This window comes from Myxococcus sp. AB025B (assembly GCF_006518215.1).
In the GTDB taxonomy this organism is placed as follows: domain Bacteria; phylum Myxococcota; class Myxococcia; order Myxococcales; family Myxococcaceae; genus Myxococcus; species Myxococcus fulvus.
Window position 1 is genome coordinate 1 of record NZ_SRLW01000252.1, and the last position, 14,552, is coordinate 14,552.

Consider the following 14,552-nt stretch of genomic DNA (forward strand, 5'->3'; position numbering starts at 1 on the left):
CGCCACGCGGGCCTTGAACTCCGGGTCGAACCGCTTCTTGTTCCTCTGCTTCATGGCCGTTCTCCTACGTGGGAGTCGGCTCAAAACGCAAAGATGGGGGTGGTCCAAAAAACGGGGTCCACTTCAGTCTGGTGCACCTTCAGCGCGGCGTAGTCGCCCGTCCCCGGCAAGTCGGCCTTCAGCGCATCACGCACCTTCACCGTGGACGAGTCCACGATGCGCCAGTCCTTCACACCCCCCAGAATCCCCGGCAAGTCCACCTTCTCCAACCGGGCGAGCTCCATCGCCCGCTCCGCGAGCCTGCCCATCAGCCTCTCGAAGGATTCGTCGAAGCGCTGGTAGAAGCTGGACCGCGCCACCCGCGGAGCGCCAGACTCGCTATAGGCACGCAACGCGTCCGCCTGCATCCCTCCGCTCGGCGTGTTCGCCGAGATGACCGCCGCCCGAGTGAACGTCACCACGTCCAGCTTGCGTTGGCGCTTCACCACTCCGAGCTCCTCCGCAAACGCTTCTATCTCCGCGTCAGGCAGCACTGCCTCGAACAGCTCGCGCACCTCCGCGCCTGTCAGCTCTCTATTCGTCCCATTCATGTCCAAGCGTTAGTGCACGCCCGCGCTTCTCCGCGCAAGCGTCCGAGCCTGCTCAGCTTTTCGTCCAAAACGGACACCCATGCTCCAGAACGTATCGAGCCCCACGTAGGCAATGAGGGCGGCGGTCATCACCGTGGCCACACCCTTCGAGAAGGGTTCGGGAACCGTGAGCAGGTTTGTAGCCGCACGGACCTCGTGGTGCCGCTGCATCCCGACAACAGCACGAGGAGTAGGGGAATCGACCATCGTGGCAGCATCCAGAGTCCTCTTGGCGTCGGCTCCCCAAGCGAGAGCGCGCATCGTCGCCGGAGGTCATGGAATACCAGCTGGGGCTGAAATCGTCTTCCGCCTGACTCTTTGCCGGTTCGAGGGGCCGCTATCGACTCACGCTCCTTCAGGCGGCATCCGCGCCGCGTGCCTGAGCCGTGACGCCGAAGAGCTTCTTCCCCAGCGCATGCGCGGTCTCCAGGTGCACCTTGGGGTCATGGGTCTCCGAGTCGACCCACAGCTCCGAGGTGACGACCTTCGCTCCGCAGTAGTCGAAGATGCCGTGGTCGATCTGCGTCTTCATCGCCCCGAAGTACCCGTGCCGCGTATAGGTCCGCAGGTCCGCGCCCGCGATGGCGACCAGATGCACCTTCAGGTGCCGCAGCTTCTTCTCCAACCCCGTCTCCAACCCGAAGTCGAACGCCCACCCGTTCGAGAACACCCGGTCGATCCACCCCTTCAACAACGCCGGCATCGACCACCAATACACCGGATAGACCAACACCAACGTGTCCGAGCGATCGATCCGCGCCTGCTCGACCAGGACATCCCGCGGCGGCGTCTCCTGTCTGCGATGCACCGCCAGGTCCGCCTCGCTGAACCGCGGATCGAACCCCTCCGCCGACAGGTCCGCGAGCTCGAACGTATGCCCCGCACCCTCCACCCCAGCCCCTATCCGGGCGGCGATGCCTTGCGTGAGCGACTTCTCTTCCGGATGCGCGACGACGATGAGGGCATGCATGGCGAAAGCTCCCGGCGACGGCCAGCGATGGACCGTTGCGTACCTTTAGTAACTTACGTTTGGTAGGTTTGTTTTCAACCCGAAGTTCGACGGGCTCGCGGATGGCTCGCCCCTCCTGCCGGACTGAGCTGGATCACCCGTGGATCAGAGTCGCCGCGCCTACATGAACAAAAAGACAGGCTCTTTAAGCAACAGCGCCTGCTCGATTTGTTCAGCAATTCCCACGCATTGGGCGGCATCCCCTTGAATTCATTCGGAACTGAGACCCACTGCGCCTCAGTACAGGTAGGTCTTCCACGCCTACCGCTGGCGATCGCGCGGCCCTGCTCGCGATCACCAGCGATCCTGATCGCCGTGCCTACATGCACGCTTTATCAGTGTCTCGGCGCGGCCTGGAAATCGGCTCGTTTCGAGGGCAATGCCTACATGCTCTGATGTTTAGTGGTTTTTCGAGGGTCCGACGCGGCTCGAAAGGAGGGCAATGCCTACATGCTCTGATGTTTAGTGGTTTTTCGGGCGTGACAAATCACTCACAGTCATTGTGTGTTTGTGATTGATTTGTCGAATAGACAGACATCGAGTGGGCGGCGCATCCTCGATGCCGCCCACGGAAGTCTCAGCCCGGCGTGAACCACAGCACGGACAACGGGGGCAGGGTGAGCAGCGCGGACGCCGGCTGTCCATCCCAGGGCGTGGGCTCCGTGTGGAGCTGTCCCAGGTTCCCCACGTTGGAGCCGCCGAACTCGCCAGCGTCGGAGTTGACCACCTCCGCGTAGCTCGTGTGCAGCGGGAAGCCCACGCGGTAGTTCTCGCGCACCGCGGGCGACAGGTTCGCCACGCACACCACGTGGCGCCCCGGCTGCCGTGAGCGCCGCACGAACGCCAGCACGTTCGACGCCGCCGAGTCCGGCTGCAGCCACTGGAACCCCACCGGCTCGCTGTCCGCGTCGTGCAGCGCCGGCAGCTCCCGGTACACGCGGTTCAGCGTCGCCACCAGGCGCATGATGCCGCCGTGCCCCGGGTCCTGCGTCAGGTGCCAGTCCAGGCTCTTGTCGTGGTTCCACTCCGCCGGCTGGCCGAACTCTCCACCCATGAAGAGCAGCTTCTTGCCGGGGTGCGCCCACATCCACGCGAACAGCGCGCGCAGGTTCGCCCGCTTCTGCCAAGGGTCTCCCGGCATGCGCCCGTACAGGCTGCCCTTGCCGTGCACCACCTCGTCATGGCTCAGCGGCAACATGAAGTGCTCGCTGAACGCATACAGCAGCCCGAACGTCAGCTGGTTGTGGTGGTACTGCCGGTAGATGGGGTCCTTCGAGAAGTACGACAGCGTGTCGTGCATCCACCCCATGTTCCACTTGAAGTGGAAGCCCAGGCCGCCCTCGCTCGTCGGCGCGGAGACCTTGGGCCACGCCGTGGACTCCTCGGCGATGACCACCACGCCGGGGTGCTTGCGGCGCACGGTGTCGTTGAGCTCGCGCAGGAACTGGATGGCCTCCTCGTTCTCGCGGCCGCCCCAGCGATTGGGAATCCACTCGCCCTGCTTGCGGCTGTAGTCGAGGTAGAGCATCGACGCCACCGCGTCCACGCGCAGTCCGTCGATGTGGTACTCCTCGATCCAGAACAGCGCGTTCGCGATGAGGAAGTTGCGCACCTCGTTGCGGCCGAAGTTGAAGACCAGCGTCCCCCAATCCGGCTGCGCGCCCTTGCGAGGGTCCGCGTGCTCGTACAACGCGGTGCCGTCGAACTCGCCCAGGGCATGCGCGTCCCGGGGGAAGTGCCCCGGCACCCAGTCCACGATGACGCCGATGCCCTCCTGGTGCAGGTGGTCCACCAGGAACCGGAAGTCATCCGGATGTCCGAAGCGCGCCGTGGGCGCGTAGTAGCCGCTGACCTGATACCCCCACGAGCCACCGTACGGATGCTCCGACACGGGCAACAGCTCCACGTGGGTGAAGCCCATGTACTTCACGTACTCCGCCAGCGCGGGCGCCAGCTCCCGGTACGTCATCGGCCGGTCCCCATCCTCGACCACGCGGCGCCAGCTCCCCAGGTGCACCTCGTAGACGCTCCACGGCTGGTGCGCGACGTCCTCGTGCTTCGCGCGCGTCTCCAACCACGGCGTGTCCCCCCAGTCGTACCGCCCCAGGTCGTGCACCACCGACGCCGTCGCCGGAGGCACCTCCGTGCGGAACGCGAACGGGTCCGACTTCAACACCCGGGGCCCACCCTGGCCCGGACGGATCTCGAACTTGTAGCGCGCGCCTTCGCCCACCTCGGGGACGAACAGCTCCCAGATGCCGGAGGCCCCCATGCGCCGCATGGCGTGCAGCCGCCCGTCCCAGCTGTTGAAGTCGCCCACCACGGACACGCCCGCGGCCGTGGGCGCCCACACCGCGAAGGCCACGCCCCGCGTGCCGTTGTGGTGGCTCAGGTGCGCGCCCATCCGCTCCCAGAGCCGCTCGTGGCGCCCCTCGCCCGCGTAGTACAGGTCCATCTCCCCGAGCGTGGGCAGGAAGCTGTAGGGGTCTCTCAGCGTGAAGACACGCTTGCCGGGGTACTCCACCTCCAGCAGGTAGCCGAAGGTCTTGTCGCGACCGTTCACGCGCGCCTCGAAGACGCCGCCCAGCCGGTGGCTCATCGGCACGCGCCCGCCGAACTCCGGGAGCACGTGGATGGCCACGGCCTCCGGACGGAAGGCGCGAATCACCACGCCGTCACCGTCCGGATGGATGCCGAGCACGGAGTGGGGCTCCGGGTGCCGCAGCTCCACCACGCGCTGCAACTCCGCGTCGACCTGCGCCTTGTCCGCGGGCTTCCTCACTGGCCTTCCTCCATCCGCATGAGGGCCTCGACGGGGATGCGCACCCAGTCGGGCCGGTTCGCCATCTCATACCTCACTTCGTACAGGAGCTTCTCCAGCTCGAACGCGCGCAACATCGTGTCGAATGCCGCGTCGTCCGAGGGCAGGAAGGCCGCTCCCTGGGTCGCCTTGCGATAGCCCGACAGGAAGGCATCGCGGCTGGGGCCCACCCGTCCCCGAGGCGTCCCACCCTCGAGCGCCACCGTGGCCTCCGCGTAGTCGAACGAGCGGATCATCCCCGCCACGTCGCGCAGCGGGCTGTACTTCTCCCGCCTGGACGTGAAGCTGCGCGCCGGCTCCCCCTCGAAGTCGAAGATGAGCCACTGGTCATTGGCCCGCAGCACCTGACCCAGGTGCAGATCTCCATGGATGCGGATCTTCTGCCCGGACGGCGTCACCTGCGCGAGCCGCTTCGCGTGCTCGATGAGCCGCTCCCGCCGCTTCTCCAGGTCCGCATGCAGCCGGCCGGCCTCCGCCAGCGTCACGCCCAGCTCGCCCACGATGGACGCGCTCCAGCGCTGCAGGTCCTCCTGGAGCAGCGGCTCCGGCGCGAACGCCGTGTCGTCCTGCGGCGCCGAGCCGAAGGCCTGGTGCAGGTCTCCCAGCCGCGCCCCCAGCTCCTCCATCTCGCTCAGGAACCGGTCGCCCACCGGCCGCGCCTGGCGCATCCTCTCCAGCGTGTACTTCCAGCCGTCCACCGAGTCGGGCACGAACCGGTGCACCAGCGCGAGCGTGGCCCCGGCGGCGCCCTCCAGTCGCAGCGCGCCCAGGAGCACGGGCGTGGCGCGGAACGAGGTGCGCGTGGCGAGGAAGCGCCCCACCTCGTACTCGGGATTCACGCCCGCCTCGAGCTTGCGGATGATCTTCACGATGACCTTCTCACCGAGCACCACCGACGTGTTGCTCTGCTCCACCAGCAGCCGCCGCACGGGGAGGGGGGAGGGCAGGCCCAGCAGGCCCTCGGGGCCGCCAATCCACTCGCCCACCACGCGGCCGGAGGCGGAGGGAATCTGCGCGCCGTCGCGGATGAGGTCGAACAGCGCGCGCAGGCACCCGTCGTCCTCGAGCGCGTCCTTGATGCCGTCCGTCGACGGCTTCACCGGCAGCAGATAGCGCTCCGGCTGACCCAGCTCGTAGACGACCTCCACCACGGCGAGCGACAGGTCGCAGGGGGTGGCGTCCAGGTTGGCGTGGTCCACCACGCTGACGTGCTTGATGGGCCACGCCTTGCCGGAGAACCAGCGCTGGCTCTTGAGGTGTTCGGGCAGTTTCGTCAGGTCCAAGGTCGTCATGCTCGGCTCCCTCCGGGCACCGGCTGGTCCAGCCGAAACCACAGGAACATGAAGGGCCCCATCGACAGCTGATAGGGCAGGTCACTGATACGCGGGAACGGTGTGTCGCCAATCAACTCCACGGGCACCATGCCCTGCCACTCGCGCAGGTCCAGCACCGCTGGCTGCGAGAAGCGCGACAGGTTGCACACCACGAGCACCGTCTGGCCCTCCCATTCCCGCACGAACGCCAGCACCTTGCGGTTTTCCAGGGAGATGAACCGCAGCTTCCCCAGCGAGAACACCGGGTAGCGCTGGCGGATGCGGATCATCCGCTTCACCCAATGCAGGAGGCTGGACTTCACGCGCTCCTGCGATTCGACGTTGATGGACTGATAGCCGTAGACGGGGTCCGCGATGACGGGCGCGTAGAGGCGGGCGTAGTCCGCCCGGCTGAAGCCCGCGTTGCGGTCTCCCGTCCACTGCATGGGCGTGCGCACGCCGTTGCGGTCGCCCAGGTAGATGTTGTCCCCCATGCCGATCTCGTCGCCGTAGTACATCACCGGCGTGCCGGGCAGGGTGAACAGCAGGCTGTGCATCAGCTCGATGCGCCGGCGGCCGTTGTCCATCAGCGGCGCGAGCCTGCGGCGGATGCCCAGGTTGATGCGCATGCGCGGGTCGGTGGCGTACTCCCGGTACATGTAGTCCCGGTCCTCGTCCGTCACCATCTCCAGCGTCAGCTCGTCGTGGTTGCGCAGGAAGATGGCCCACTGACACGACTCCGGGATGTCCGGCGTCTGCTGCATGATTTCGACGATGGGGGTGCGGTCCTCCCGGCGCACGCCCATGAACAGGCGCGGCATCACCGGGAAGTGGAAGCCCATGTTGAACTCGTCGCCCTCGCCGAAATAGACGCGCACGTCGGCGGGCCACTGGTTGGCCTCCGCGAGCAGCATCTTCCCCGGGTACTCCGAATCAATCGTCTTGCGCAGGCGCTTGAGGAAGGCGTGCGTCTCCGGGAGGTTCTCGCAGTTGGTGCCCTCGCGCTCGAAGAGGTAGGGCACAGCGTCGCACCGGAAGCCGTCCACGCCCATGTTCAGCCAGAAGCGCATGATGTCCAGCATGGCTTCCTGCACCTGGGGGTTGTCGTAGTTCAGGTCCGGCTGGTGGCTGAAGAAGCGGTGCCAGAAGTACTGCTTGGCCACCGGGTCCCACGTCCAGTTGGAGCGCTCCGTGTCGGTGAAGATGATGCGCGCGCCCTTGTACTTGTCCTCGGTGTCGCTCCAGACGTACCAGTCGCGCTTGGGGCTCTTCGGATCGCTCCGGGCCTCCTGGAACCAGGGGTGCTGGTCGCTGGTGTGGTTGACGACCAGCTCGGTGATGATGCGGATGCCGCGCTTGTGCGCCTCGTCCACCATGCGCTGGAAGTCCGCGAGCGTGCCGTAGTCCGGATGCACGCCGTAGAAGTCCGCGATGTCGTAGCCGTCATCGCGCAGGGGGGAGGGGTAGTGCGGGAGGATCCACAGACAGTCGACCCCCAGGTCCTGGAGGTAGGGCAGCTTCTCGATGAGGCCCGGGATGTCCCCGTGGCCGTCGCCGTTGGAGTCGTGGAACGCTCTTAGATGCAGCTCGTAGATGAGGGCCTTCTTGTACCAGAGGGGATCCAGTTCCATACGCCTCTCAGGGTGTCACTCGTAGTAGTCGAACGCGTGCTCGGTGCGACGGAAGCGGTACACGGCCCAGACGGCCGCGGGCTGCTCGGGTGTCAGGCGCACCTGGACGTCGGAGCCCTGCCACAACGAGCGCTGGTCCGTCATCAGTTCGTGCACCTGATACGTCTCGTCGGGCTGCGCGCCCAGCCAGTCCAGGGGGAGCCGCAAGAGCGCCTCCTGGGCGGCGTACGGGTCCAGGCTCACCGCGCACAGCACCGTGCTGGTGCCGTCCTTGGTGCGCTTGCCGTAGAAGAGGACCCGCTCGTTGTCGGAGTCGAAGAAGCGCAGCGTGTCGTACGTGTGCAGCGCGGGCTGGGTGCGCCGCGCCGAGTTGAGCTTCGTTATCCAGTCCCGGATGTTGCCGGGCCGGTCCAGGTCCCACGCGACGAGCTGGTACTTCTCCGAGTCCAGATACTCCTCCTTGCCGGGCAGCGGGCGGCCTTCGCACAGCTCGAAGCCGCAATACATCCCGTAGACCGAGGAGAGCGTGGCGGCAAGCGCCGCGCGCAGGCGGAACGCACCGGGCCCCGCGTTCTGCAACAGTTCTGGCAGGATGTCCGGCGTGTTGGGCCACAGGTTGCCGCGGAAGAAGTCGGACACGGGCGGGCGGGTGAGCTCCTCCAGGTAGTCCTGCAGCTCGCCCTTGAAGTTGCGCCAGGTGAAGTACGTGTACGACTGGGTGAAGCCCACCTTGCCCAGGGCCTTCATCACCTTGGGGCGGGTGAAGGCCTCCGACAGGAAGAGCACGTCGGGGTGGCGGTCCTGCACGCGGCGGATGAGCCACTCCCAGAACTGGATGGGCTTGGTGTGGGGGTTGTCCACGCGGAAGGTCCGCACGCCCTGCTGCACCCAGTGGAGGACGACGGACTCCAGCTCCACCCAGAGCGACTCGCGCGCGGGGCCCATCCAGTCGAAGTTGACGATGTCCTCGTAGCGCTTGGGCGGGTTCTCCGCCGTCTTGATGGTGCCGTCCGGGCGGCGCTGGAACCACTCCGGATGCTCCTTCACGTACGGGTGGTCCGGCGAGCACTGGTAGGCCAGGTCCAGCGCCACCTCGATGCCGTGAGACTGCGCGGCCTGCAGGAAGTGACGGAAGTCCGCGAGCGTGCCCAGGCTGGGGTGCACCGCCTTGTGGCCGCCCTCCGCGGCGCCGATGGCCCACGGGCTGCCCACGTCGTCCGGGCCCGCCTTGAGGCTGTTGTTCTTCCCCTTGCGCGCGGTGCGGCCAATGGGGTGGATGGGCGGCAGGTACACCACGTCGAAGCCCAGCTTCTGGATGTACGGCAGCCAGGCTTCCGCGTCCTGGAACGTCGCGTGTGTGCGGCCGTCGCGCCTGGCCGAGCGCGGGAAGAACTCGTACCAGGCCCCGAAGCGCGCCTTCTCCCGGTCCGCGAAGACCTGGAGCATCGGCTCGTGGCGCCTGGCCAGCGTCCGGTCGGGGTAGGTCGACGCCACCGTGGCCAGCTCCGGCGCGAGCGCCACCGCGATGAGGTCCGGGCTCGCGGGCTGGCGCAGGCGCACGGCGGCCTCGGTGAGCACCCGCGCGTCGTCCGCGTCCACCGGCTTCGCGCGCGCGGCGGCGCCCTCCAGCAACGCGGCGCCCTCCAACAGCTCGCTCTTCACGTCCCGGCCCGCGTCCACCTTGCGCTTCAGCTCGGAGGTCCACGTCCGGAAGAGATCTGGCCAGGCTTCAATCGTGTACTCGTAGCGGCCATTGCGAGCCAGGGGGAACTCGGCCTCCCAGGCGTCGTTGCCGAGGGGGCGCATGGGGACCTCGCCCCAGTCGGTCTGCTCCTGTTGAGGGGAGACCTGGCGCCAGCGGACGACGGCGACGAGGACGTCATGGCCCTCCTTGAAGATGTCGGCGCGGACGGTGAGGCTGTCCCCGGCGATGCGCTTGACGGCGTGACGGCCTCCGTCGAGCTGCGGCTGGACTCCCTCGATGAACACGCTCCCGATTCGCTCTTTCATATCGGCTCGCGGCCCTTATAGGTCTGAGGTTGGGTGAAGCCGGGCGGCGTGTCGCGGGGTGCGTTGATGAAGGACGACTGGCGCGTCGGCCGCGTTGGCTCGTGAACGTTAGGGATGGGGGGCGAGGACGCCCACCCGGTGGACTCGAAGGGGCTGAGTGCCCGGCTGCCCATACTTGAAGCTGGGATCCGCACCTCGGGTTGCGGTATCCGGGAAAGGCATGGCGCTTCCTTCACCCACTGCTCAGCGGGCGAGCGACCCGGCGGCCGACAGGGCCCTGCTCCAGCAGGTGGCCTTGGGCAGCGCCTGCGCCATGCGGGACGTGTATGGGCGCTGCGCCTCTCGGGCGTTCGCGGCGTGTCTTCGCCTGCTGCCCTCCCGCGCGGACGCGGAGGAGGTGCTCCAGGAGGCATTCCTGGAGGTGTGGCGGCGCGCGCGCGACTTCGACCCGGAGCGCGGGGGGCTGGAGACGTGGGTGACGACCATCGCTCGCACGCGCGCCATTGACCGGCTGCGCTCGCTGGGCACCGCGGCGCGCGTGGCGGAGGGCGTGGTGCACCATCCGCCTCCGACGAGCGCCACGCCACTGGCCCCGGACGACGCGTTGGGCATGGGGCAGGACCGGGTGAGGGTGCGCGCGGCGATCCGGACCCTGCCTCCCGAGCAGCGGGAGGTGGTGGAGCTGGCCTACTTCGAGGGGCTGTCGCAGCGTGAGATCGCCGAGCGCACCGGGCATCCGTTGGGCACGGTGAAGACGCGGGCGCGGCTGGCGCTGGAGAAGCTCGCCGACGTGCTCGGGCGGGGCGGTTGAGGCCTCGCGCCTCACGTTAAGGGAGTCTTAAGAACCTGCGGGTACGGTCGGCCTTCATTCATCCATTCGTGACGGCACCGTGGTGACCGGGAGGGAGAGGAGGCGAGCGGGAGATGGGGGAGCGAATCCTGCTGGTGGAGGACGACGCCCGGCTGGGCGCGCAGATCGTCGAGCACCTGAAGGGCGCGGGGTTCGAGGCGGAGTGGTGGACGGAGGGGCGGCTGCTGCTGCCCGGCGAGCTCCCCGACGTGGGGCTGGTGGTGCTGGACCTGATGCTGCCGGGGACGTACGGGCTGGACATGCTCAAGGCGCTCCGGGGGTTCTCGGAGGTGCCGGTGCTCATCCTGAGCGCGCGCAACGACACGCTGGACAAGGTGCGGGCGCTGAAGCTGGGCGCGGATGACTACCTGACGAAGCCGTTCTGGCCGGAGGAGCTCATCGAGCGGGTGCGCGCGCGGCTGCGCCGGCCGGTGTTGCAGAAGCCGGAGTCGGTGCTGGAGCTGGGGCCGCTGCGCGTGGACTTCCTGGGGCGCGAGGTGCGCGTGGAGGGGCGCGTCGTGGAGTTGACGCGGGTGGAGTTCGACGTGCTGGCGGCGCTGGCGCGCAGGCGTCGTGAGGCGGTGACGCGGCAGTGGCTGGTGGAGCACGTGTTGGACCCGGAGCGCGAGGGGACGGAGCGGACGCTGGACGTGCATGTGTCGCGGCTGCGCAGGAAGTTGGCGCCGGCGCAGTGCGTGGAGACGGTGTGGGGTGTGGGGTACCGGCTGGTCGCGGGGGAGGGCGCGTGAAGCTGCGCTTGCGCCTGGCGCTCACGGCGATGGCGGCGGCGCTGCCGGTCGTGGTGGCGATGGCGTACTTCCAGAAGTCCCTGCGGGAGCGCTCGCAGGAGGAGGTGCTCGAGGCCGCCACGCTGGCGCGGGTGCAGGTGGAGCGCTCGCGCTGCGAGGCGTCGCCCGAGACGTGGCGCCCGCGTCCCTCGGAGCGAGGAGCGCCGCCGCCTCGGCGTGAGGAGGATGGGCGTCCGCCACCACCGCGTCCGCTTGATGAGGGGGCGGAGCGGCGCCCGCCACGACAGGGCGGGCTGGGTGCCGAGGCTGTCCGACCACCCCCACCGCGTTCGCGAGATGAAGGCGCGGAGCTGCGCCCGGCGCGCGAGGGCGGGCTGGGTGCCGAGGCTGTCCGACCTCCCCCACCGCGTTCGCGAGATGGAGGCGCGGAGCTGCGCCCGGCGCGCGAGGGCGGGCTGGGTGCCGAGGCTGTCCGAACATCCCCACCGCGTAGGCAGGATGAAGGCGCGGAGGGGCACCCGCCACGTCCGGGCGGGGCTCGTGGCGGCGCTGGGGCGGAGCCTCTCGCCTTCGCGGATGCTCCAGACGGCCGCGGGCGCTCTGGCGCGGCCACGGCGAATGACCTCGGTCCGTCTCTCTTCGACAACGGGCGTCCTCCGCCTCCGGCGGACGGTGATGGCGGACGTGCACCCGCGCGAGTCGAGCACTTCCCCTACGACGCCCAATTCGTCTCCCGCAATCCGAGGGCCCCCGTGTTGTCGGAGGACATGCGGGTCGCGGCGAGTGACGGGACGGTGGTGCGCCGCTTCGAGCAGGACGGACGGCGCATGCTCGAAGTGCTGCTGCGCATGCCGTGGGAGGGTGGACCGTGTGCCTTCATCCTCGCGCGCCGGGAGGAGCCGCCGCCTCCCTCCGTGCTCTCCCTGCCTCCGCTCAAGGATTGGAGCCTGCTGGTCTCCACCGTCGTGGCCTCGGTGGTGCTCGCGCTGGGCCCCGTGGTCCGGAGGATCCGCATGCTCACCGAGGACGTGCGCGCCTCGGCCCGCAGCGGCTACGCGCAGCCGGTGGCCGTGCGCGGACAGGATGAGATCGCCGACCTGGCGCGCGCCTTCCAGGAGGCTCGCGCGGAGATCCAAGCGCGGATGGCGCACCAGGAGGCGCGTGAGCAGGGCCTGCGTGACTTCCTGGCCAACACCACGCATGACGTGATGACGCCGCTCACGGTGTTGCAGGGCAACCTGTCCGCGATGCAGCAGCGCGTGTCGCGCGGCGAGCCCGTGTCCGCGACAGCGGTGGCCTCCGCGATGAGCGAGGCCCACTATCTGACCTCCCTCGTCCACAACCTCGCGGCGGCGACGCGGCTGGAGGCCGGAGCGCCCCACGTCCAGCGCGTCCCCGTGGACCTCAATGACGTCGTGGGCCGGGTCCTCGGTCGTCACCAACCCATCGCCCGGCAGCAGCGCATCTCCCTGGAGAGCGGCGTTCCCGCCGTGCCCGTGCGAGTGCTCGGCGACGTGACGCTCATCGAGCAGGCCGTGAGCAACGTCGTGGGCAATGGCGTGCGCCACGGCCGCGCGGACGGCCACGTGGCGGTGGTGCTGGAGAGCACCCGCGAAGGTCGCTTCCACCTGCGCGTCCTCGACGACGGGCCCGGCATCCCCGAGGACGAGCGCGCGCGGCTGCTCGCCCGGGGCGCCCGTGGCAACGCGGCCCGCACGCGCGCGCCGGAGGGGCAGGGGCTCGGGCTGCACATCGCCCACGACGTGGCCCAGGCCCACGGCTGGACCCTGACGCTGAGCCGGTCGGAGTACGGCGGGCTCGAGGTGTGCTTCTCGGGCGAGGTGCTCACCGACGATGCCCCGGTGCCTCGCGGGTGACGCCGGGACCTCGAGCTCATTCGAGCTCGCTGGCGTCGTAGCGTCCGCTCTCCAGCTTCCGCAGATACGCCTCGAAGAAGTCCTCCATCGAGTCGGCGAACGGGCCCAGGGGACCGCCGTGGATCTCCCAGCGAATCACCTGCCCGACGCTGCCGTGCTCCTCGGGCTCCAGGTCCACGCAGTAGAGGTTGCCGCCACTGTCCGAGGCGAAGGGCACCCAGCCCGGGTGCCACCACGTCCACTTCACGAACCGCTGGTCCTTGGACAGCTCGTGGGGCCGGGCCTTCTTGAAGACGCCATTGTCGACGTGCTCCCGCAGGCCCTTCCACAGCTCCTGGATCTGCTCCGTGGTCAACACGTCATACTCGGAGATGGACAGACCTCGGGACGTCGGGGCTCCGCCGCCGAACTTCTGGAGGAACGCGCGGAAGTCCGAGGGCAGCGCCCTGCCGACCTGCTTCTCCAGCGCGGCGATCCGCTCGGGCGTGGCGGGGCGGTTGACCGTCAGCCGCGAGGCCTGGTCCGGGTGGTGCTTGTCGGCCCAGTCGCCAATCTGCTTCCAGATGCCGTCCATGCGCTTGCGCGCGGCCTGTTCCCGCGTGGGGCTTCCAGCCGCGAGCAGCCGCTCGATGACCTTCGTGTGGCCACGGCGCGTCGCGAGGTCGATGGGGTAGTAGCCCACGGTGTTGGCGAGGTGCGGGTCCGCGTGCGCCGCGAGCAGCGCCTCCAGCGGCTCCACGTCCTCGATGCAGGCCGCCAGGTGCAGCGGCGTCCAGCCTCGGGCATTGGGCTGGTTGGGATTGGCCCCCGCGCGCAGCAGCGCGCTCACGATTCGCGGCGACGGGGTGCTGAACAGCTCGTCCTCGTTGACGGTGAGGGTGAGCGCGGTGTCGCCCTCGTCATCCGTCGCGAGGTGATTGACGTTGGCGCCCTTCGCGATGATTCGATGGCTGCGAGCAGCCTGGCGTCCAGGGAGGACAACTTCTTCTTGGGCGACATGAGGGGGCTCCGGCGGGGACGGTCGTTCTCCTGAACGTCGCCTCGGCGGAAATGTCGCGACCCGGGCCTGTTTCAGGGGAAGCGCGCGAGGAAGGCCGCGAGCAGGGGGCCTCCTCGTCGCGCCTCCTCGGGGGAGCCGGGCCCGCCCTCGCGCAGCCGGTTGCGCAGCTCCTCGAGCGCCGGCTTCATCGCGTCATAGGCCTCGCTCGCCGCCTCCGCGTTGTCGAAGAAGCGATGGTGGAGCAACCAGCCCGACACGGCGCAGCTGACGGCATGGAACGAGCGGCTGTCATCGCGCTCATACGTGAGTCGCAACTGCCCCGCGAGCTCCTCATCCCGAGCGATGGTGCCCCCCTGCGAGCCCGCCCAGCCGAGCGAGGCTCCTGCTTCGTACGGGGTCCATCCGACAGGAGGGGCGTGCATCGGCCCACCATTCCAGCGGGCCCCGTGAGGGTGCAAGCGCGGGTGCGCGCGTGTGTCCCGCGGGCGTCGACATGGGGGCAGGGGAGCGCCTCGATGACGCGAGGCAGGCCGCGCGGTGGGCCCGGGGCTCGCGCCCGGCAACGTGCGGGCCCGTTGCGCATCCCCGCGCGGTGCTCCACGTTCCAGACAGGTTCCCCTGGCTGACGCCGCGCCGCCGGAGGGGGCGCGGCGTCAGCCAGGG

Annotated in this window: 11 protein-coding genes; 3 read left to right on the forward strand and 8 right to left on the reverse strand. The window is 68.9% G+C overall.

Annotated elements, in window-relative coordinates; genetic code table 11:
• Positions 1-80 precede the first annotated feature (80 nt).
• The 6 genes from FL311_RS32000 to FL311_RS32025 form a co-directional block, all read right to left on the reverse strand.
• The gene (locus FL311_RS32000; RefSeq protein WP_141331164.1) at positions 81-554 is read right to left on the reverse strand and encodes a hypothetical protein; all 474 of its coding nucleotides are present in this window, start codon (positions 552-554) and stop codon (positions 81-83) included.
• 430 nt (positions 555-984) lie between these two features.
• A complete protein-coding gene (locus FL311_RS32005; protein ID WP_141331168.1) occupies positions 985-1,599 on the reverse strand; it encodes an NAD(P)H-dependent oxidoreductase in 615 nt (204 codons plus the stop codon).
• Between the two features lie 616 nt (positions 1,600-2,215).
• On the reverse strand, positions 2,216-4,420 hold the full coding sequence (gene glgB / locus FL311_RS32010) for a 1,4-alpha-glucan branching protein GlgB (protein ID WP_141331170.1): 2,205 nt from the start codon (positions 4,418-4,420) through the stop codon (positions 2,216-2,218).
• Positions 4,417-5,751, reverse strand: a complete 1,335-nt coding sequence (locus tag FL311_RS32015) for a phosphotransferase (RefSeq protein ID WP_141331172.1) — start codon at positions 5,749-5,751, stop codon at positions 4,417-4,419. Before FL311_RS32015 ends, glgB begins: the two co-directional genes overlap by 4 nt.
• Positions 5,748-7,403 carry a maltose alpha-D-glucosyltransferase gene (gene treS, locus FL311_RS32020; RefSeq protein WP_141331174.1) on the reverse strand — a complete coding sequence of 552 codons (1,656 nt, stop codon included), beginning with the start codon at positions 7,401-7,403 and terminating at the stop codon, positions 5,748-5,750. The genes FL311_RS32015 and treS overlap by 4 nt, the downstream gene beginning before the upstream one ends.
• Before the next feature lie 15 nt (positions 7,404-7,418).
• Positions 7,419-9,413 (reverse strand): alpha-1,4-glucan--maltose-1-phosphate maltosyltransferase, encoded by a 1,995-nt coding sequence (locus FL311_RS32025; RefSeq protein WP_141331176.1) that lies wholly within the window; start codon positions 9,411-9,413, stop codon positions 7,419-7,421.
• 220 nt (positions 9,414-9,633) lie between these two features.
• Here FL311_RS32025 and FL311_RS32030 point away from each other — a divergent pair, with 220 nt between their 5' ends.
• From FL311_RS32030 to FL311_RS45535, 3 genes are all read left to right on the forward strand, one after another.
• Positions 9,634-10,224 carry a sigma-70 family RNA polymerase sigma factor gene (locus FL311_RS32030; RefSeq protein ID WP_141331178.1) on the forward strand — a complete coding sequence of 197 codons (591 nt, stop codon included), beginning with the start codon at positions 9,634-9,636 and terminating at the stop codon, positions 10,222-10,224.
• Between the two features lie 113 nt (positions 10,225-10,337).
• Entirely contained in the window at positions 10,338-11,012 is a 675-nt protein-coding gene (locus FL311_RS32035) for a response regulator transcription factor (RefSeq protein WP_141331180.1), read from the forward strand.
• Positions 11,009-12,889, forward strand: a complete 1,881-nt coding sequence (locus FL311_RS45535; protein WP_228557214.1) for a HAMP domain-containing sensor histidine kinase — start codon at positions 11,009-11,011, stop codon at positions 12,887-12,889. The genes FL311_RS32035 and FL311_RS45535 overlap by 4 nt, the downstream gene beginning before the upstream one ends.
• A 16-nt stretch (positions 12,890-12,905) precedes the next feature.
• Here the strand turns inward: FL311_RS45535 and FL311_RS32045 are convergent, their stop codons facing one another.
• Together FL311_RS32045 and FL311_RS32050 are read right to left on the reverse strand one after the other, a co-directional pair.
• Positions 12,906-13,718, reverse strand: a complete 813-nt coding sequence (locus tag FL311_RS32045) for an SMI1/KNR4 family protein (protein WP_141331182.1) — start codon at positions 13,716-13,718, stop codon at positions 12,906-12,908.
• A 242-nt stretch (positions 13,719-13,960) separates the two neighbouring features.
• On the reverse strand, positions 13,961-14,311 hold the full coding sequence (locus tag FL311_RS32050) for a hypothetical protein (protein WP_141331184.1): 351 nt from the start codon (positions 14,309-14,311) through the stop codon (positions 13,961-13,963).
• Between the last annotated feature and the right edge of the window lie 241 nt (positions 14,312-14,552).